This window comes from Collinsella sp., assembly GCF_052346665.1.
Lineage (GTDB): Bacteria > Actinomycetota > Coriobacteriia > Coriobacteriales > Coriobacteriaceae > Collinsella.
Genome location: NZ_DAWDUX010000039.1, coordinates 1 through 19,879, shown reverse-complemented (window position 1 = coordinate 19,879; position 19,879 = coordinate 1). Strand labels below are relative to the sequence as shown.

The window sequence follows — 19,879 nt, the reverse complement described above, 5'->3', positions numbered from 1 at the left end:
ATGCCTCCTTGCATGTGAGCGGTGGCGCGTTACCAGGGTAATCATAGCGGCAGGACGTGGCGGAGGGTCGAAAGCAAACGGTAAATTCAAAACCTTACAATGTGAAATATAGGCATCTACCTGTGATAAAACGCTTGACCACAAGACGTTTTGAGAATCAAGCGAAAGCACTTAGCGAGTAGATGCAACCCGCTCTCAATCCGCTTCAAAAGCGGCAAGCCCGGCATCGGTAAGCGGGTGGTGCAAGCATTTTTTGAGGGCTTTCATGGGCACGGTGGCGATGTCCGCTCCCATGAGCGCCGCCTGCGTCACGTGGTTGGGCGTGCGCACGGAAGCCGTGATGATCTCGACTCGACCGTCCGGGTTCTTACCTGACCAATCGTAATTCTTAATGCACGCCACGATATCCTCGAGCTGAGCCAGGCCGTCAAGCGCGATGTCGTCGTAACGGCCAACAAACGGTGACACGTAGCGAGCGCCGGCATTGGCCGCCAAAAGCGCCTGCGTCGCAGAGAAGATGAGCGTCATGTTCACGCGCACGCCCTCGTCTGCAAGAGTGCGGCATGCAGTCAAGCCCGCTTCGCAAATGGGGAGCTTGACCACGATATTCGGTGCGAGCGCGGAAAGGCGGCGACCTTGGTCGACCATGCCCTCCGCAGTATTCGCCGTCGCCTCTGCCGAGACGGGCAAGCCCTCGCACAGCTCGGCGATCTTGAGCATGTGCGGCTCGAAGTCCTCGAGCTTACCGCCCGTTTTTGCATACAGGCTTGGATTGGTGGTCACGCCCGCCAAGCAGCCCCAGCTTTTCGCCTCGGCGATTTCCTCGAGATCTGCCGTGTCGATAAAGAACTTCATCTCAAACCCTTCTCGCGGCATCATGCGACACAAAGCACAGTATAAAAGTTGCGTTGTAGGCGTTTTGAGGCTAAAGCGTTTTGGCATCGACAAGCGGTCGAGAATTTACATAGCCGGCCCGCCAGCGGGCTCCCGCACGGGCGGTTGCTTTACAGCTCCGGCAGCTCCTGCACCGGAAAGTGCACGGATATGCTGGTGCCGCGGCCAAGCTCGCTATCCAATTCGATGCGCGCGCCGTGATACGCCGCGGCGTGCTTGACAATGGCGAGACCCAATCCCGTGCCGCCGCGAGCCTTGGAACGGCTTTTGTCCACGCGGTAGAACCGTTCAAAGATCTTGCCCTGCTCCTCAGCGGCGATACCAATACCCGTGTCGGCAACGCAGATGTACGGTGCAAAGAGCCCCGAGGCCCCATCTGCATCCGATCCGCCGACTTGCTCAACGCCACACGAGAGTGTCACAACGCCGCCGGGGCGGTTGTAGCGTATGGCGTTGCTCGCCAGATTGTACGCAAGCTCGTCGATGAGGCGCGGAACACCCACCACCATGGCAGGCTCGCACGCCAGCTCGATCCGCACGTCCGCGCGCTGGGCGACTTGCTCCAATCGCTGGGCGATGCCCTCAAGCGTGCGTGGCACGTCGATGGGTTCGCGCGTGCCCAGCGTCGCCGACGCAGCACCGTCCTCGGAACGCTCCGCCTCGTCCAAGTTGGACAAGGTGAGAATATCGTTCACGAGGGAGGTGAGCCTTCCTGCCTCGTTGTAAATCCGACGTCCAAAGTCGCGCAGATCCGCCTCGTCGGTCACCATGCCGTTGGCGATAAGCTCCGCGTAGCCGGAAACCGTGGTGAGGGGCGTCTTGAGCTCGTGAGTGATGTTCGCCGTGAACTCGCGGCGCATGCGATCATTGTTGGCGAGCACACGCACCTGGCGCTTAAGCTCTTGGCGCTGGGTCTCAATACGCTCCAACATGGGCTCCATTTCGGCGTAGGCGTTTTGTGCATTGCGCTGGGGGTGATCGAGGTCCACCTCGAGCAGCGGCTCGATGATGCGCCTGGATTCACGGCGCGCCACGGCAACGGAGACCACAACGCCGACGGCGGTCAAAATCGCCACGGGTCCGGCAAGCGACCAGAGAACAGACAGGTAGCCCGCCTCGCCCTTTGCCAAGCGCACCACGCTGCCGTCCGCCAAACGAACCGCCTCATACAGCATGACCTCGCCCAAAGTCGAGCTGGAACGGTCGGCCGAACCGCTGCCGGTCTCAAATGCCGCCTCGATCTCGGGGCGATCCCCGTGATCCTCCATCTTGCTCTCGTCGATATCGGTGTCGTACAGCACGTCGCCGTCCCGCCCCACGAGCGTGATGCGCGTATCGTTCTGCTGCAGACGCCTAAGCATGCCGACATAGCTTGGAGAGCTGTTGAGGGAGGCTGCCACAACGCGCGCCTCGCTGGCCAGCTCCTCGGATGTCGAATCAACCAGGCGCTTTTGCATGAACAAGGTGAGTGCCAGGGCAAACACCACGATCGTGATGAGGGACATGGTGAGCATCGTGGCGAACACACGCTTGGAAAGGGAGCGTTTGGCCACGCGCGAACTCACGCGGCCGCATCGAGGCGTCATTTACAGGTCTGCCAAACGATAGCCCACGCCGCGCACCGTCTCGATGCGATCGGCGTAATCGCCCAGCTTTTGACGGAGCGTCTGCACATGCACGTCGACCGTGCGCGAGCCGCCGTCAAAGTCCCAGCCCCACACGCTGCGCAAAAGAGACTCGCGCGTAAAGACCACGCCGGGCTTGCGCATGAGGTACTCGAGCAGGTCGAACTCGCGCAGCGTGAGCTTGAGCTCCTGTCCCTCAACGCGCACCACGCGATGGCTGGGGGAAAGCTCGATGCCTCCCACGGAAAGCGTCTCGGGCGCGGGACGATTGGACATGCCGCCGCGGCGCAACAGGGCGCGGCAGCGGCTCGTGAGCTCCATGAGGGAGAACGGTTTGGTGAGGTAGTCATCCGCGCCGCCATCGAGCGCCACGACCTTGTCGAGTTCGGAATCTTTGGCGGTGAGCATCATGATGGGAACCGTCGCGGTGGCCTGGTCGGCGCGCAGGCGCCGCATGATCTCGAGGCCATCGGTGTCGGGCAGCATGATGTCGAGCAGAACCGCATCGGGGACGCGACGCGCAACGGCAGCCTTGAACTCGCTGTCCGATGCGAACCCCTCAGCCTCTATCCCCTGCTGGCGCAGCGCATAGAGGGTGAGCCCCCGAATATTGTCATCGTCCTCGACGTAGTAAATCATAGGAACGGCTCCTCTCGCCTATTGGTGGATTTTACCCAAATCGGCCGGTGAGGTAGTCCGCCGTGCGTTGATCGCGCGGAGCTTTAAAGATCTGCGCGGTGGTGCCATGCTCAACCAGCTCACCCAACAGGAAGAACGCCACAGAGTCGGAGATGCGCGATGCCTGCTGCATGTTGTGCGTCACCACTACCAAGGTGTAATCCTGCTTAAGTTCCATCGCCAGCTGCTCAACCTGCACCGTGGAAATGGGGTCGAGTGCGCTCGTGGGCTCGTCCATAAGCAGAACCTGCGGCTTGACCGCGATCGCGCGCGCGATGCACAGACGCTGCTGCTGTCCACCAGACAGACCAAGGCCCGACGACTTCAGCTTGTCCTTGACCTCATCCCACAGCGCGGCGCGACGCAGGGACTCCTCGACTATGCCATCCAGCTCCGAACGGCTCTTGACACCCATGCCGCGCGGACCATACGCCACGTTATCGTAGATGCTCATGGGGAACGAATTGGGATGCTGGAAGACCATACCCACGCGCTGACGCAACAAGGTGGTGTCGAAGCCGTCGTAGATGTCTTGCCCATCGAGCTTGATGGAGCCCTCAACGCGGCAATCCTTGACGTAGTCGTTCATGCGATTGAAGCAGCGCAGGAGCGTGGACTTTCCGCAGCCGGACGGGCCGATAAACGAGGTGATCTCGCGCTCAGGAATATCGATGGACACGTCCTTGAGCGCATGATGGTCGCCGTAAAACAAGTCGACGTGGCTCACGGAAAGGCGCGTGGCGTGGTGGACGGGCACGGTAGCGCCCAGGTCGATCTTGGGCGCGCCGACCTCGCGCAATGCCGCCGCCTCGGCCGCGCGGGCCATGGCAAGGGCGCTTTCCTCAGACGTTCGATCCACCTGGGTCCTCCTCAACATGAGCGTCATAGCGCACAGAATGATACGGAGTCCACCTCAAAGGCCGGAAAGGCATATGTAAGGAGCCTGTAAGGAACATCCTCGCGATACGCGTGGATGTTAAGAACCCGCAGGAGCCGCGATCGGAAGGTTCTGAACCTCAATCTGGGGACCTCAATCTGGAAACGGGCGCCGCATTGAAGTTGTGATCGGGAGCTTCTTGAGCTTTTTCGTATTGTTTTTCGATTTTGCAAAGTAGAGCAGCCTCAACGGGCGCGATGCGGCAACAAAACCGCAGTTCGCCGCAGCGTGCCGCATCTGTCTACTTCGCAAAATCCAATTTCTGTACGAAAAAGCTCATCTAGCCTACGCTAACCACGCGACTCGTTAGGCAGCTCGATGGTGAAAACCGTCGCCTCGGGCGTGGAAGCGCAGGAAATGGTGCCCCCGTGCGCGGAAACGATCTCCTTGGCGATCGCCAGGCCAAGCCCCGCGCCACCGCGGTTAGTCGCGCGCGCGGCATCCAGCCGGTAGAACTTCTCGAAGATCATGCCGAGCTTGGGAGCGGGAATCGGGTCACCTTGGTTTTCGAAGCGCACGACCACGCTATCGGACGTCTGCTCGGCAAAGATCCGAATGGTCGACCCCTCGTAGCTGTACGCGATCGCGTTCTTCATCACGTTATTGAACACGCGCGCCATCTTGTCGCCATCGATGAGCACGATGAGACTCGCGGTTGCCTCCACCTCAACTGATTTTCCTTGCTCGGTGAGGATGGGATAGAATTCGTCGGCGACCTGCGCGAGCAGCAACGCCAAGTCAACATAGCCGCGGGTAAGCACGATGTCGTGGAAGTCGAAGCGCGTGATGTCGAAGAATTCCTCGATGAGTGCATCCAGGCGGTGCGCCTTGTCGAGCGCGATGCCCGTAAAGCGAGCGCGCTGCTCGACGGGCAAGTCGGGAGCCTCCTCGAGAAGCGAGAGGTAGCCCACCACGCTCGCCAGCGGCGTTTTGAGGTCGTGCGCGAGATAGGTGACGAGGTCGTCTTTGCGGCGGGCCTCGTCGCGCAGGGCATCCGCCACCTGACGTTCGCGGTTGCGCACGCGGTTGATAGCGCCCTCCACCTCGAGAAACGTACCATCAAGATTCGCCACGTTCTCGGGGTGCTCAATGAGACGGTCGACCAGATGCGCGGCGATCGCACGATCTGCCAGAGCCTGGCCGCGGTCGTACCCCATGTAATACATCGCGCGACCGGCAAAAAAGACACCGCACACCGCGAGCGCGAGCAAAAAGCCGCAGAACATGAACAGGTAGTCGAGGTCAATGAAAAGCCTGCCGGCGCCCATCGTGAAAAGACGGCCCAAGAACAGGACGATGAACCACGCAAGGCCGCCGAGCGTAACTGCGCGGCGGGCCGTGATAAACCGGTCGATGAGCATGTACCCCACCACGACCACAATGAGGAAGGCGGGGAAGTTCTCGCCCGCCACCACCGAGAACGATATCAGCACGAGCACCACGATGGAGAGCAGGCGGCTATCGAGAATGTTGCGCATCTTGGCAAGGAGCTCGTCCATGGAGTCGTTCGACGTGGTGAACGTGCGGTCCCCCGCGAGCGAGGAAGCCGAATCACGGGTGCCAGATGCGAGGGGCGCGCTGGCGGTGGGTGTGCCAAAGCCGCATCCATCCGCTCTGGTTCCGCCTTTGGGAGATGGGGCGGAAGAACCCGTTGGAGTCGCGTCCAGCGATGCAGCGACGTCCGCCACGTTGCCTGTCCGCGTATTCGGAGCACCCGTCATGGGGTTAACGGGCAAATGGCCCCCTCGCCTCGATGCCTGCTTGTCGTTCCACATAGCCACTCGCTCTCGCCCGAGGTGGCATGATCGCGCGCGACCATGATTACATTCCTGCATCCATTATGACCAATGCAGCCCCGCATCAATCGGCATGCGGGTACATTAAGCGAGGATTAAGTGGGGGCGAGTCTCCGCGTGCCTTGATGCGGGGCGGAAGCCGTGGGCGCGCGTTCGATCTTGGTCGAGGAGGCCGGCGAGCGCGTGATGGAGCTGTTCGGGCGCGAGAAGGGGCTCGCGTAGCGCATTCGGCAGCATACGCAAGAGCGCGTCACATATGCTCGGCATGTACTACTTTAGTGTGCGTCTATTTGGAGGGCCAATGGGAGATGGGTTGAAACCACAGAACAATTTGGAATGTCTGCAATCGGGCCCTGCCTGCGGTAACGTGATCATTCGCCCCGCAACCGAAGCGGACGCCGCGTTTGTCCACAACATGATGTGCCAGCTCGAAGCGATGGAATTCGATTACCCCTCGTTCCTCCAACGCTTCTCTAGGCAACTCCATAATCCAAACTAGACCTGCTTGATGGCCGAATCCGGGGGATCGCCCGCCGGCGTGATCAACTTAAAAATCGAAGCGCATCTGTACCACGAGTGCCCGACTGCCGAGATCTGCGAACTAGTCGTCGACGCTCGGGCACGCGGAGGCGGCATAGGCACGAAGCTCGTCCAGCGCGTCCTCTGCATCGCGCGCGAAGCCGGGTGCGAAGTGCTCGAATTGAGCTCAAACGGGTCCCGCACTGATGCGCATCGGCTCTATGAGCGGCTCGGGCTGAGTAAGACGCATTGGCATATGACGATGCCGTTGGAGAAAGAAGAGCGCTGAGCGAAGGGTGCGCGCGGGCGACGCCACTATCGAAGGCCGGCCGCCCTTTGCGAACATAAAACATGGCAACGGTCAGGCGACCTGCTGATATTCAAAACTCCGCTCGTAAAGCGCCTCAGGGGCAACGTCTATGTCGCCATCGCACCATGTCATGATGCCGTGTTCGAGCCGGAAATCCTTGAGGACGTCCTCGTCCTCAAGCGGCTCGAAGGCGGGCATGGATAAAAGGCAGCTGGCATCGAACAGGCGGGTCTCCCCCGTCGAGAACGTGACGAGCAGGATGCGCTCGCCGACATACCGGGCATGGGAGACCTCGATGCCCTCAACGGGCTCCCCAGCATATGCGATGCCGTCGATGATGTACATGCTACCTCCTACACGAGCGGCTCAATCTTGTCGAAGGGCTTTCCAGCTTTAATACAATCTGGTACTGATACATGGAAAACAAAAGGGAGTGATAGCTATCGATAAACGACGACAACGATTTACCCAAGTCGCCCTTGAATACAAATTTCGCTTCAAGAGCTAAATCCTGCAACTCTGTCAACTTGCACAGAAGAAGCTGCTGGTAATCTTGCTCAAGAACATGCGCAATAGACGGACCAATGGAATAGAGATAAGCGTTATTGGTCATGAATTGAAAAGACAAATCGTTTGCCAAATCCGGGCTTTCTTGCTCCCTTTCTAGATAATGGCGATTTTTCTCACAAAGATTCATGAGGCTCCTAGCATTTGTCCACACGCTAAGCCGATGGTTAAAGAGCCCCTGCTTGTTTGACTGAGTTATTTGATGGAACGTGACAAAAAGAGCCACTAGCGCGGTCGACGCCGTCACCACAGCATCAACATTCGAAATAGCCATTTTGCACTCTCTTTCAGTCAGATCCTAAGCTGTACCTGCAAGCAATTCATGTTGTGAGAATTCTCGCACGCCGTGCGGACATGATTATCGACCTAGAGCCAAGTTTCATGCTCATGGGGCATGGCACCGGCTCCCCCATGTGCCTCAACCCACGGTACAGAACATCTTAACCTTCCGATTCCCCAACTCGTAAAAGCGCCGGGTCAGCTCTTCCTTTGAGATGTTTCCGCCGGTCTGGGCAAAGATCCACGCTGCCGTATTGTGCGCGGCGATCTCGGCGTCTATGTACAGGCCATCGTATTGCAGTTCGTGAGCGATGTCCCTTATGTCCCCGATATCCAAGACGTATGGGGTCGCGACCGCAACCCCACGGTAAAGCGCAATTCTCCACTCTCTTTGCGACGCGTATTGCACCGCCTTTTTGAACGGCCCGAAACAAGTCCCCGGGAGCCCATCGGGAAAGAAGGCGTCCCCCGGCGCTTCATCCATCTCAAGCAGAATATGATTGCCCAGATCCCGACCGGGAGCCAAGGCGGGAGGCCCATAGGCCACGGGCGAAAAGATGTATTCCGCCCCTTGGGCGGCCACCGCGCACACCACCCGTTTGAGAAACTGATCGATATCATCGATTGCGATGAAATACTCGCCGAGCTCGCGAGGGTTCCCTAGGGTCTCGATACACGGCAGTCCATTGATGTTCTTGACGGTATCCATGGCAAAGCAGAGGATATTACACGAGGCAAAACCAGATGGACACACTTGAGCGCAATGCATCTGCACCCTTCTGAACTCTATGGGCAATGCCTCCAGAGTCATCGGCTCAATCTCGAGGCTCAGACCTTCGGCGGCGTCCCTCTGGGCTTCGTTTCCGTTACTCCAAAAATACCCCAGGGAGTTCATGTAGAGCCTGCCGTCGAGGAATTCCTCTCTGTACTCCTGGCGACCAAAACCCTTGACGAGGCGGTAGCGTTCCATCGTGTCCCCCGAAACCCTCGATCCTCATATCTAGCACTTTCCCGAAATTATGCCCCTATTCACGACGCCGCATAGGTAGACGTAAATATGCTGGATCGTTCTTGGTGGAGGCATCCTAAACAGAAGTCGGGTTTGAGTAATCAATAGATTAGGTATGACATATATATTTGTTTACGTGTATATTCATCTAATTAGACGAGTTTTTTAAGAACTTGAACTTGTTTATAGTTGCAACAAACAAAACGAATGCTATCATTGCCTTAGATTCAAGGGAGGTCAGTCATGGAAACATCCAGTATCAGCCTAGATTTAACGAAGAGGTCATTCACCATTTCCGGAAGCGAGGAGTTTGTTTCTGCGCGTCTGGCGCAAATGCTTGAGCTGGTCTCCACAGCCACAAGCCCCTCAATCCCATCTTCAGAGCCTAAGACAATCATGCCAGATTCTTTCGACCGAGATGATGCGAGCCTCAAGGATCAGTGCGAGACTGCAGGTATATTCTACCTGGACCAAGAGACAGGGCTCCCGGTACTTCAAGAACGTGTTCCGGGAGAAAACAAACGAGAAAAAATGCGCAACGTTGCCCTGCTGCTTCTTTACGGAGCCGAAAAGCCCATTGAAGCCGCCTACATTAAGGAACAATGTCGCAGACAATCGTGCCTTGATACCGGGAATTTCTCGAAAGCGTATGAGATGGATAAACGGAATTTCATCAAAAAGGGCAAGACTGGATCGCGGGACTGGACGCTCGAACTCACGATACCGGGAATCAAGACAGCAGAAAGCCTTATTCAGGCAATTCTAGAATCACTTTCCGAATAAACCAACTGCGCCCAGTGAGAAACACCGGGCGCAGTATAAGAAACGCGGTCTAAAGACCGTCTTGCTTGTATTGTAACTTTACGCCATCGGAAAGGCAAACGCATGGACGCCTATTCGCCAAAAGATGTGTTGCCCCTGCTCGGGGGCCCTCGTGTCGCCATCGTCCTCAATGCCGCCGACAACGCTGAAGAGGCTCTGGAAGCTTGCGCATGGGAGCTCGATTTAGGGCAGGCATTATTAAAGCCGATCGGTTTGGCGGAAGTCATCGTTCGCAACTCCATAGACAGCGCAATTAACCAGTGGTGGATGGCCCAGGACCTTGAGAATACATGGACCACGTGCTCCGATATATATTCAAGCGCCCCCGTGCTCGCTCCGTTTGTCCATCGCACCGAATGGGAGAAGAGAGCCAAGCAGTATCTCCACGAAGGACAGGAGGTCGCTTCTCACGATGACATGATTTCCCATGCAACCTTGGGAACATGGAAAAATATGGTTGGCAATCCTGCGGGGCTCAGTCCCCGCGCTCCCATAGAATCAGAACGGCGGGAATCATGGGAAGCCGCTCGGAAACGCGACGCCCAATGCGCAAGACTCTGGAAGGATGTCTTGTACCAAGCGTTTCCCAATATACGAAGACCAAAAAGGAACGCTGAAAACTATCCCCACGCGCATACATCGGCTTGAGACTCTCGAGAATGAGGTCTTTGCGAAACAGGGTATGCCACCGGGATAATCTGAGACTTGTTAACGTCAAGGGTCGTTATCAAGATGCCCTTGAGCTCATTCGCTCTGTCAGCCTGCCCGCATACGAATGGGCACGAGAAATATTCGATGCAGAAATCGCGGACTGTTTGTCGAGACGCCCAGAATTCTTGAGTGGCGAAACGGCGACATCAGCAAATGACGACTGAACCATAGACAGGAATCGGATAGAACACAGGGGGGTGAAACTCGAAGGCGATATTCAGTCATCCGCCACTTCGGACTGCCTCACCGAGTGACCCTCTGTATACCTCGAACGTCATCGGGCCAAGGCATCGCTCCTATTGCGAGCAGCAGCGACGAATCAGTCGGCACCTTACACTTGCCCTCGTTCTGAAGGATGAAGGATCGGCCTACTGGTCCAAATGGTCACCGCCTCTTGGGCATCATGGTCACTGATAATTGAGTAGAAATCGCAATGAGGTCCGCACCCCCTGGGGCCAGCGGCGCGGATAGGACGCTCTTTCCGCTCATCTCCAGCGACCGCGGCGACCGGGGCAAGCGCTGCGGAAGCACCGTTCGCACCGATACGAAAACCGCGAAACGATCTGTCCCGCGACGCGAAATAATCGCCCAAAAAAGCGGCCCAGAACTGCCTGCCGCTGGGAGAAAGACAATCAGCAGCATCTCCTTGAGCGCTGGAACGACCTGACCGACAGCATCCGAGCGGATATCGATGTGCGCAGAGGCGAATCGAGGCTGTTCTATACACACTGACGCCATTTTGGGGCGATGCCGATCAAGACGTAGAACCGAGCCAACCGCACGCATGAGATCCCGCCACCCGATGACGGCGAACTCGACGTTCCGAGCGTGAAATAGATGGCCATCAGCCATTTCCGCCACCGTCGAATGAGCCGCTGAATCTCCTACCATAAAAAAGGGCAACACTCTCGGAGAAAGCATCGCCCTTAAAGCTCCCGAAGAGCTTTTGTATAGTACTGCGTAGTCTACGTCACCTTAAAAGGGGGAGTAAACTACGCCTCATATCCTTCACGAAAACATCGTCCCTTGAACGCATGCCTCAAGTTTGAAAATCAACATGAGCCGTAAAGCGCACATTTCACGATGCGTCTGGATACCACGCGTCAACCAGCTTCTTAAAGTACTGGAACGAGCTTCTAACAACATCGTTTTTCTCGTAGTAATCAATATTCCTATACATTCGATCCGTGATATGACGAAGCTGCTCCCCCTTTGCAGCAATCACGCCAGATGACGCCATGCGATGATGCATATATAACACTGTTGATATCTGCTGCAATCTATCGTTACTCATCTTCGTTCTTAACGTTGGGTCGGAAAAACCAACAGCGCGCAGCGCGTTCTTAACTTCATGGCCCACCTGATACTTCGGCTCACCGCTTTTCAAATCATCTAGAACGCAATTATTGTGCCCGCATGCGTTACGAAGCGACTTGACACTCTGAAGCCGATAGAATGCGCTGCGCAATTTCTTGTCATCATGCTTATTTGCCACGAAGAAAAGAAACTGATTAAACACGCCAAAGGGGATTAGTTCAACAAACACCCAGACCGGAAATTCGTAGCCTGGATAGCCGTCAACAAACGCGTCCGTGTAGCACCCTTCTTTTGCTCGATCTATTTCCACCTTTACGGGGTTGGTGACAGTTGCCCCATCTTTTCCAACACGATCCCTGGAAGCTAAAAAATCTGCAACTATTGAATATCCGTCTTCTCCCTTTTTCTCCAGATAACTAAGTAGCTTGATCTTTGCAAAATGCTCGACATCCATCGTTATCAAGAGGAGCACTTGACGAAACTCATAGTCGATGATTGCAAGATTCTTGAGCATCGCAAAATCAAGATGAATATACTCCCCATCGTGCAATCCCCCACAATACCGGGGAAAGCCCTTTTTGAATTGGTTGATACGAAAGAAGTTGTTGTTTGTCTTCAGATATGATTCCGCTTCGAAACGATCGGCCATCTCGAACCGAACCCCTTCCGCCTCGAGATGCGCAACCTGCTGTTCGGCAGTTAACCAAGGTTTGGGAGTTTTCATTTCCATGCGATCACTACCTTGGAGACGAACGAATGGGGGGATCGGACAGCCCGATGCCACTGAGATGGCTTTCAATAATACCCCTTTACCCATGCGCCTGCTCAGCAACGGAGATTAATCAAAGCGGCCCAATGCCTGTTCATTTCGCGTTGCGAGTGCAGGTCGCACAATGACTTCCGAACCCGCTTGCACGCCGCACTAACGAAGAGGCAAGAGGCCCGAGAGCTGCATCCATGAATCAGCTCAACGAGCTTGAAAATCGGAAGTGCGATTGTCCCCGACTGAAGACAACATCAGAAACTCAGGCGTGATCGCATACAAGGCGAGAATATCAACCATTGTTTTTGATTAACACCCTCTGTTCCTGGGAAGAAATGAGCCAACAACGTCCAAATAAATAGGAGGCCAAAATGTTGCAACGAACCAATTACAATCCCGGCGACGATGAACTTCTTGGGCTCATATCGAGTAACTCGCTTAAACGCAATCAGGACATAACGGACATGTTGCGCCTGCTGATGAACATAGACAAGGGGCTCTCAATCTTTCTCGATGGGGATTGGGGTTCAGGGAAAACATACTTCGTCAGATCTCTCAAGGTCGTCATAGATACCCTAAATACCTACCCAGACGTGCTGCCAGCCGGGATTGATATGATTGCCGGTAATGCATTCAAAGGCGATACCTCGTGGCATTGTGACTATCTGCCTGTTTACTACAACGCTTGGAGCTATGACTACTGGGACGATCCCTTAGCGTCAATTGCATGCACGCTCGCAGCGGAAGTCGACGAGGTTCGCCTCGAGTACGAGCCGTCGGACCGTAAAGTGATAAAGACGGCGCTTGAGACACTTATAGAGTTAGTATTCAATCATTGCTTCTCCGGACTTGGCTCCGCAATTGATAAAGCAGCGCAGACCATGAAAGCAAAGGACCTACTCGACGCATTCAAAAAGCGATCAAGCTTACGAGACGCAGTGGCCAAAGCCGTAAATCTCGTACTCAAAGAACGGGCAGGCAAGTTGCTCCTCATCGTCGACGAGCTCGACAGATGCGAGCCAAAATTCGCTTGCAGGCTCTTGGAGGAGCTCAAGACCTTGTTCGATCTGGATAACGTCGTTGTACTGTATTCTCTCAACACTAAACAGCTTGCACATGTAATCGAAGGACAATATGGGGCGGGCTTTAACGGTAGCCGTTATCTATCCAAGTTCTACGACATTACGCTCCCAATCCGCACGGTAGATATGGACGACTATCTGACACATATGGATATGAATCCGACCTTCCAATCAAGCTTGGTCATCAAATCAATTGTTGAGGCACACGAAATGTCGCTACGAGAAACGAATCGCCTCATCGACATATGTAAGCCGAAATTGGAGCGCCTCGACGATGCGCGGAGCACGAACGGGGCTGTCTTTCGGGTCAGCTTCATGGATACCGTTGTGGCCGGGATACAAGTGTCCGATCCAGCTGCCTACGATCGACTCATAAACAAAGGCGACTATTCCGTTTTCACGAAAGAGGTGAAAGGGTCAAAAGGAATTAAGGACTGCTTTGTGGGTACTTTTCGCCACTGTATCAGCCCTGGCGACTATCAGAGCGTGGTCGATGATGAGAACCGCATCGATGAGCTCATTGATGCGGTTGCCGCCCTACGATGGAGCAATCAATTTGATAAGAGGAACGCGGCCCACAAGACAATCAAAGAGGTGGAAAACGGCTGCTTGATTCCCATGATAGAAAGAGAGTGAGGTAGTGTCGGAAAAGTTGGTGTAGCCGGTCTTTCTGGGACGGGCTGCAGCCTGAATCCCTCTGCATCATAGCATCACGCCGCCCTCCTCCCCGCGCCGGCGAGCTCCATCGCGGCCTCGACGAGCATCAGGCCCCTCCTGCGGGAGGACTCGCTCTCGACGGGCTCGGGCCCCGCGGGCTCGGCCAGCTTGAGCATGGACTCGGGCGAGATGTAGCGCCTGCTCGACCAGTCCTCGTCCTGCTCGGCGCACACGGCGCCCACCAGGCGCAGCATCGACCCCGGGCTCGGGAAGACCTGTACGACCCTCGACCTGCGCTTTATCTCCCTGTTCATCCTCTCCTGCACGTTGTTCGTGCGTATGCGGAGGCGGTGCTCGGCCGGGAAGTCCAGGTACGCGAGGGCGTCCGCCTCGGCGTCCTCCAGCAGCGCCCCGGCCGCTGCGGACAGGGCCCCCACGGCGTCGATGGCCGCCCGGTAGGCGGACCTGACGGTCGCGGGGTCGGTCTCGCGGAAGACTGCCTGCAGGGCCTTGCCGGCCATCGCCCTGTGGCGCCTGGAGGCCAACAGCGAGCACACGTCGCGCTCGAGGTGCACGATGCAGCGCTGCCAGCCGGCGCCCGGCAGGCACTCGGAGACGGCTCGCGCGAGGCCCGCGTGGGCGTCGCTGACGACGAGGCGGACACCGGAGAGCCCGCGCTCGCGCAGTCCTCGCAGGAAGCCGAGCCAGCCGGCGTACGTCTCGGTGTCGATCGCGGCGAGGCCGAGCATGCGGCGCACGCCGTCGGACCCGACGCCGATCGCCGTGACGACGGCCGTGGACTGCACGCGCCCCTCCCTCCTGCACTTGACGTAGGTGGCGTCCAGGAACAGGTAGGGCACCTCGAGCGCCCCGAGGTCTCGCGAGGACAGCCCGCCCACCTCGGCGTCGAGCGACCTGCACATGGCGCTGACCTGGTCCTTCGAGGGCCTCTCGATGCCCATCTTGCGGGCGATGCGCTCCATCTTCCTCGTCGACACGCCGCTGGCCCACGACTCCGCGACCGCCGCGGCCACCGCCCTGTCGGCCCGCGAGTAGCGCTCGATTATGCCCTCTGGGAAGTAGGTGCCGGCGCGGAGCTTGGGTATGCGCAGGGTGATGTCGCCGACGGGGGTCGTCAGGCCCCGCTCGCGGTACCCGTTGCGGGCGTTTGAGCCGTCCTCGCAGATCATATCGGCCTGCGCGTCCATCACCTCGTTGACCATCGACTCGAGCAGGGTGCGGGCCAGCTCCCTCATGTCGAGGAGCCCGTCGCCGTGGGTTGGGAGTTGCTGTAAAGTGTCCATTGCGGCCGTTGCCTTTCGAACGAATCCATCTCGTAGCTGATTTGAATTCTAGGCAGCGGCCGTCCCTTTAGCGACCTCCACTTACACCAACATTTCCGACGTGATCGAGAGTGAGCGTTGCACCTAGTCAGTATTGGCAACGCAGCGCGCCCATCCAATGAAGCTTGCTCAAAGCAGGTATCGCTCGTAAGGTCCCCAAAACACGAACCGCCTTCGGATGGCCCGCCTCCAGTCATCCCCAACCAAAGGCAAGCCGTCTGAAGGCGGTTGCACGCAGCATGCAGTTCCGAAGCGGTTAGCGCTTCCTCCACACCATCTTGTCCACGATGCCGGTGTAGGACTGGATGCTCTTGACCACCTTGGTGGACACGTTCTCGTCGGCGTAGTCGGGAACGGGGGCCTGGGGAAGCGGCCCCTCCGCGTCCAGTGCCACGGCGGTGCGGACCGCGTTCAGCAGGCCGCGCCCGTCGATGCCGGCGAGCGCGAAGCAGGCCCTGTCGAGCGCCTCGGGGCGCTCGGTTGAGGTGCGGATGACGCAGCGAGCGGCGCGGAGGGCGATCAGCATCACACTCCCCACGTGCACGCTAGCCATCAGAATGAAGCGTCGGCCAGCATCAGCCTGATGGACTCAAGCGTCCTTGAGTCTTCCCCGCGCTTCCCCAAAAAGCGCCTCAGAACTGCCTGCCGCTGGGTGAAAGACAATCAGCAGGATCTCCTTGAGCGTTGGAACGACCTGACCGACGGCATCCGAGTGGATATCGATGTGCGCAGAGGCAAATCGAGGCTGTTCTATACACGTTGATGCCGTTTTGGGGCGATGCCAACCTGATGCCCGGACCTAGGGTTCAACGATCACAACTGCCAAGGCATCCCAATCTGAAAGCAAATTCGAGAGATTACGCTCTCGCTGCGACTTTACCGCCACTCACAGCACCAAAGACAGCGTCAGTCCCTACCCGTTGCCTTGTTAATCTTCCTGTACATCTTGGATACATGGCCGCTAATGGGATCATTCGGAAAAGCACTCTGCGCTCTTGCAACATATGAAAGATAGTTTCCGTAGCACCTTGGATCCGAAGCGCCTCGCTTGTCACTCGATCTGTTTCCCTTCGGAGAGTAATGCTCGTACAATGCGCTTACGCGTTTCTTGCTCGGGTGCTTGTCCGGACTATCAGCCAGTCTGCCGATTGATCTAGCAGCACGATAAAACCTGTTGTAAAACCTGCCAACTGTAGATTGGCGAATTCGGACATCTTTGCCGTTGAAATCAAATCCAAGAAACGAAACATGATTTCCAGAATGCCGCGCGGTCCGCACAACTTCTATTTCTCCTGCGAGCAATGCGTCGAATGAAAGCCGCTCAACCTTCCCATCGTTTACACGGTGGATTTTGGTCTTTTCATCTTGTAGCTCAACTGCAGGAACTCGCTGTGCCAAGGCAAGTGCATTGCTTGCCGTTTTGAGATCCTTGGCTGGGACCACAATGATGAAGTCGTCGCAATATCGTATATACCTGCCATTCACGCTGCCAACACACGCGTTAATCTGAGCGTCGGTATCAAACATATACATATTCGCCAAGACGCCACTTGTTGCCAGCCCCTGGGGGATGCCTCTCGCATCATGCCTTCCTTTCCAAGGGACAACGATCGAAGAATCCTTGCAAGCCGAAAACTCCGCAGGTGTCAAGATGCGCGGTAACCTGTTAAGGCTCCTCAACGCCTTGGATCGAACTTTGGACGCATAATTGCCAAACGTGAACGGGTCGTCCGGTTGAAGATCAATCCAGTCAAGCCCGTTCCTTCTCGCCAAATCGCCAACAGGCCAATAGCAATAATGCAATATGTTTTTCAGAACTTGGTAATGGTCCGGTGGAAGCACGCCCTCGTCAAAAAACCCTCTCACGGCCTTGCGCAAGTAACGATGATCGAGGTTGTCAAAAAAATGAGTGAAGTCCCCCGTGATAACCAGCGAATCCCCCTGTTTGCGAATAGAATCAATCGCATCCGCGGCAACAGTGTAATTCGTGAGGTGGAACCCGCTTCGATAGGCGGCGGCGACGCTGCTGATGCCCGCTTCTAAGGCACGGCGGTCATATAACTTGCCCCATTGGAGTGCGTAATACTGAAAAATCCTGTGATCCAAGTGAGATGCATATGCGACATCTCTCGTCTTCAGGGTCTTCTCACCATCCCTGAATCTCACATGGCAAAGCGTATTCGCAATCAATGGAAGAAATGCGTGGCGCTGAATAAAATCAACGCTACAAACCCTCGCCTCGACATCCCTGAATGAGACGCGGTAATCGAAATGAGCGTAGGTCTTCTTGGTCGCGTACCCTGGAATACGAGACGGGTCGAAATCGTCCACGGATCCACCGCCTTTAATCAACCTGCTCGGTATATAGGGGGCGGCTCACCCAAACCGAGCAGGCTAACATGAGGTGGAGCGAGTTCACCAACGCAATGCGGCCGCCCAATCCAATGCTTGCCTATGGCATACTAGAAGGAGATACAGAGATAACCGATATGATTATCAGCGCCCTTGTCCAGCTATGCGCAGGCAACGTCGGCATCAATGGTGCGAACGTCGGAATTTCGTCGTTTGCGCTATTGATGGCGATAACGCACCTTTACGCCAAGTGCGTAAAGCGATTTTATTGTACCCAAAACGCTGCCTAGAAACACAGTCAAAGCGCTAAACCCTAAACCGTGACACGACGCTTGAGCAAGACAATGTTGTTGAAACAGTTCGGCTCCATATTGTGATGAGCAGCACGCTCAAATAGTACCGCACCCCCCTGCAACAATAAAAAGGAAGTGTTGCTCAACGCTGACGCCGATGAAGCTCTGCGGCCCGTCGCGGTAGTTAGCCAGCTATGCGACAACAACCTGTATTTCGCTGAGCGCACGCTCAGCTTGACGGGCCGCTTCATCCGCATCGAAACCTTTGCATACCACATGCCCAATCCGGTCATTGCTCGAATGGGGGGTCTCGATCGAATCCCCAGGGGAGAGATAGATTTCGACCTCCTCGACCCCCTCCGCCTCGTGCACAGATTCGGGCACGTCGATAGTCCGCAGCGACCCCGCACGGCCCGCGGTGATGAAGCGGATCGCCGAACCGCGATGAAGCCTAGGGGTGAAGTCAAACGGCAGGCCGAGAGCCGTCGCCACGGTGCCCTCTACGAAATCTATGCCTGTCGACAGCGGCACGAGCTTGGAGGTGATGAAGTCGCCGCCGAGGCGGGCCGCCATCTCGATGACCTTCGGACCGTCCTCTGTGAGCATGATCTCGGTGTGAGACGGCCCCGTGACGATACCGATGGCCTCGACGGTCCTCCTCGCCACCTCGCGGATGGCCTCCTGCGCCTCCACTGGAAGCCGCGACGGCTCGGAGTGGCCGAGTTCCACGAAATACGGCGGCTCGGTGGTCAGCTTGTCGGTAATAGCCAGAATTGTCGTTGCGCCGTTGACGGTCATGCCCTCCACGCTCACCTCACGGCCGGTGACACGCTGCTCGACCATGACGGTCCCCTTACGGGAGAAGCCGCGAAAGAGCTCAAAAAGCTCACCAACGGGTGCAGAGCGGTTATCGGGGGTGATGAGCTTGACTCCGCGGCTGGCAGCGGAGTCAGCAGGCTTGGCGATGCAATCGTAGCCGAAGTGCTCAAGGGCGCTCGCGAACTCCTCGACGGTGTTGCACACCCTGAACTCAGGCATCGGTACCCCGTGCTCCGCGAGCCTGGTCCGCATGGCGTCTTTCTGGGTGGCGCACACGGCGTCCTCGGACGAAATGCCCGTCGGAAGCCCCAGGCGCTCCGAGACGATCGCGGCGACCCTCACGGGCGCATCGCTGGTGGAGGTGATCACGAAGTCGGCCCCTTCCCTGCGAGCCAGGCTCTCCACGGCCTCGACGTCGAGCGTGCTCGTAAGCGAGAAAGCGTCGGCGACACGGGCGCCCGGCGCATCGGGGTCGTAGTCCGCGCACACCACCCGGAAGCCGAGTCTCTGCGCCGCCTCGATGGCGGGCAGCTGCAGCCGACTCCCCCCGAGCATCACGACGGTTCCTCGTTTCTCCCTTTGATTCATAGCCGCATTATCTCCTTCGCTATCTTCTCCGCCCCGAGCCCGTCGATGAGGCCGTGGGCGCGCCTCGCCAAAGCTGCAGTGCACACGGGATCGGAGGCCAGGCCGGCAAGGCGGTCGATGCATGCCGCCGCTGTCCGGGACACGTCTTCCCCCACCGGCCCGCAATACTCGATGGCACCGAGGCGCGCGAGGGACTCGGCGCTCGCAACCTGCTCCTCGACCATAGAGAACGCCACCGTCGGCAGCCCCGCGGCGGCCAATTCATATACGGTCGTCCCGTTGGCCGAGACGGCAGCATCGCAACGGGCCATGAGGTCAGCCATGTCGGACACCGCACGCATCACATCCACGCGGCGACTCTCGGAGGCGATTCGCTCAACCGTCGAGGCGGCATCATCCGCCACCATTCCGCCCACAACGACGTCAAACCCAACCCCGTCGAGCCGGGCGTCATCGAGGACGGCTGCGAGGAAGGCAGGCAGGAACCCGAAGGGATCGGTACTGCCCGTCGTGACCAG

The 19,879-nt window shown here is 57.1% G+C and carries 19 protein-coding genes; 5 read left to right on the top strand and 14 right to left on the bottom strand.

The window, feature by feature from the left end; translation table 11 throughout:
- Positions 1-195: 195 nt before the first annotated feature.
- From ACT8II_RS07635 to ACT8II_RS07615, 5 genes are all read right to left on the bottom strand, one after another.
- A complete protein-coding gene (locus ACT8II_RS07635) occupies positions 196-855 on the bottom strand; it encodes a transaldolase family protein (protein ID WP_443813616.1) in 660 nt (219 codons plus the stop codon).
- A gap of 149 nt (positions 856-1,004) precedes the next feature.
- Positions 1,005-2,480, bottom strand: a complete 1,476-nt coding sequence (locus ACT8II_RS07630) for an ATP-binding protein (RefSeq protein ID WP_443813614.1) — start codon at positions 2,478-2,480, stop codon at positions 1,005-1,007.
- Positions 2,481-3,158, bottom strand: coding sequence for a response regulator transcription factor (locus ACT8II_RS07625; protein WP_118653413.1), 678 nt, complete (start codon positions 3,156-3,158; stop codon positions 2,481-2,483). It abuts the gene before it with no gap.
- Between the two features lie 31 nt (positions 3,159-3,189).
- Positions 3,190-4,023 (bottom strand): phosphate ABC transporter ATP-binding protein PstB, encoded by an 834-nt coding sequence (gene pstB, locus ACT8II_RS07620; protein ID WP_443813618.1) that lies wholly within the window; start codon positions 4,021-4,023, stop codon positions 3,190-3,192.
- Positions 4,024-4,424: 401 nt separating this feature from the next.
- Positions 4,425-5,870, bottom strand: coding sequence for a sensor histidine kinase (locus ACT8II_RS07615; RefSeq protein ID WP_366465282.1), 1,446 nt, complete (start codon positions 5,868-5,870; stop codon positions 4,425-4,427).
- A 568-nt stretch (positions 5,871-6,438) separates the two neighbouring features.
- On the opposite strand from ACT8II_RS07615, the gene ACT8II_RS07610 reads away from it, so the two are divergent.
- Entirely contained in the window at positions 6,439-6,738 is a 300-nt protein-coding gene (locus ACT8II_RS07610; RefSeq protein ID WP_443813611.1) for a GNAT family N-acetyltransferase, read from the top strand.
- 72 nt (positions 6,739-6,810) lie between these two features.
- Here the strand turns inward: ACT8II_RS07610 and ACT8II_RS07605 are convergent, their stop codons facing one another.
- The 3 genes from ACT8II_RS07605 to ACT8II_RS07595 all read right to left on the bottom strand — a co-directional run bounded on the left by ACT8II_RS07605 (position 6,811) and on the right by ACT8II_RS07595 (position 8,575).
- Positions 6,811-7,104 (bottom strand): DUF2442 domain-containing protein, encoded by a 294-nt coding sequence (locus tag ACT8II_RS07605; RefSeq protein ID WP_294122952.1) that lies wholly within the window; start codon positions 7,102-7,104, stop codon positions 6,811-6,813.
- Position 7,105: 1 nt separating this feature from the next.
- A complete protein-coding gene (locus ACT8II_RS07600; protein WP_443813609.1) occupies positions 7,106-7,600 on the bottom strand; it encodes a hypothetical protein in 495 nt (164 codons plus the stop codon).
- A 144-nt stretch (positions 7,601-7,744) separates the two neighbouring features.
- Positions 7,745-8,575: a hypothetical protein gene (locus ACT8II_RS07595; protein WP_118653385.1), complete on the bottom strand. Its 831-nt coding sequence runs from the start codon at positions 8,573-8,575 to the stop codon at positions 7,745-7,747.
- Between the two features lie 282 nt (positions 8,576-8,857).
- Between ACT8II_RS07595 and ACT8II_RS07590 the strand changes: the two genes are divergently transcribed.
- Both ACT8II_RS07590 and ACT8II_RS07585 read left to right on the top strand, forming a co-directional pair.
- The gene (locus ACT8II_RS07590; RefSeq protein ID WP_118653383.1) at positions 8,858-9,397 is read left to right on the top strand and encodes a hypothetical protein; all 540 of its coding nucleotides are present in this window, start codon (positions 8,858-8,860) and stop codon (positions 9,395-9,397) included.
- 102 nt (positions 9,398-9,499) lie between these two features.
- Positions 9,500-10,084 (top strand): hypothetical protein, encoded by a 585-nt coding sequence (locus tag ACT8II_RS07585; protein WP_443813606.1) that lies wholly within the window; start codon positions 9,500-9,502, stop codon positions 10,082-10,084.
- Between the two features lie 1,141 nt (positions 10,085-11,225).
- On the opposite strand, the gene ACT8II_RS07580 is transcribed toward ACT8II_RS07585, so the two are convergent.
- A complete protein-coding gene (locus ACT8II_RS07580; RefSeq protein ID WP_443813604.1) occupies positions 11,226-12,194 on the bottom strand; it encodes an Abi family protein in 969 nt (322 codons plus the stop codon).
- Positions 12,195-12,598: 404 nt separating this feature from the next.
- On the opposite strand from ACT8II_RS07580, the gene ACT8II_RS07575 reads away from it, so the two are divergent.
- Positions 12,599-13,945, top strand: a complete 1,347-nt coding sequence (locus ACT8II_RS07575; protein WP_443813602.1) for a KAP family P-loop NTPase fold protein — start codon at positions 12,599-12,601, stop codon at positions 13,943-13,945.
- A gap of 74 nt (positions 13,946-14,019) precedes the next feature.
- Here the strand turns inward: ACT8II_RS07575 and ACT8II_RS07570 are convergent, their stop codons facing one another.
- Complete coding sequence (locus ACT8II_RS07570; protein WP_443813600.1) at positions 14,020-15,270, bottom strand: IS256 family transposase; 1,251 nt, start codon at positions 15,268-15,270, stop codon at positions 14,020-14,022.
- Positions 15,271-15,565: 295 nt separating this feature from the next.
- Positions 15,566-15,835, bottom strand: coding sequence for a hypothetical protein (locus ACT8II_RS07565; RefSeq protein ID WP_412108420.1), 270 nt, complete (start codon positions 15,833-15,835; stop codon positions 15,566-15,568).
- 12 nt (positions 15,836-15,847) lie between these two features.
- Here ACT8II_RS07565 and ACT8II_RS07560 point away from each other — a divergent pair, with 12 nt between their 5' ends.
- Complete coding sequence (locus tag ACT8II_RS07560) at positions 15,848-16,072, top strand: DUF4160 domain-containing protein (protein WP_412108421.1); 225 nt, start codon at positions 15,848-15,850, stop codon at positions 16,070-16,072.
- A 143-nt stretch (positions 16,073-16,215) separates the two neighbouring features.
- On the opposite strand, the gene ACT8II_RS07555 is transcribed toward ACT8II_RS07560, so the two are convergent.
- The 3 genes from ACT8II_RS07555 to ACT8II_RS07545 all read right to left on the bottom strand — a co-directional run.
- A complete protein-coding gene (locus ACT8II_RS07555) occupies positions 16,216-17,640 on the bottom strand; it encodes a reverse transcriptase domain-containing protein (protein WP_412108422.1) in 1,425 nt (474 codons plus the stop codon).
- A gap of 506 nt (positions 17,641-18,146) precedes the next feature.
- Positions 18,147-19,361: an ATP-grasp domain-containing protein gene (locus ACT8II_RS07550; RefSeq protein WP_412108423.1), complete on the bottom strand. Its 1,215-nt coding sequence runs from the start codon at positions 19,359-19,361 to the stop codon at positions 18,147-18,149.
- The coding region (locus tag ACT8II_RS07545) for a hypothetical protein (protein ID WP_443813598.1) at positions 19,358-19,879 on the bottom strand (522 nt) is incomplete at its 5' end. The genes ACT8II_RS07545 and ACT8II_RS07550, both read right to left, overlap by 4 nt.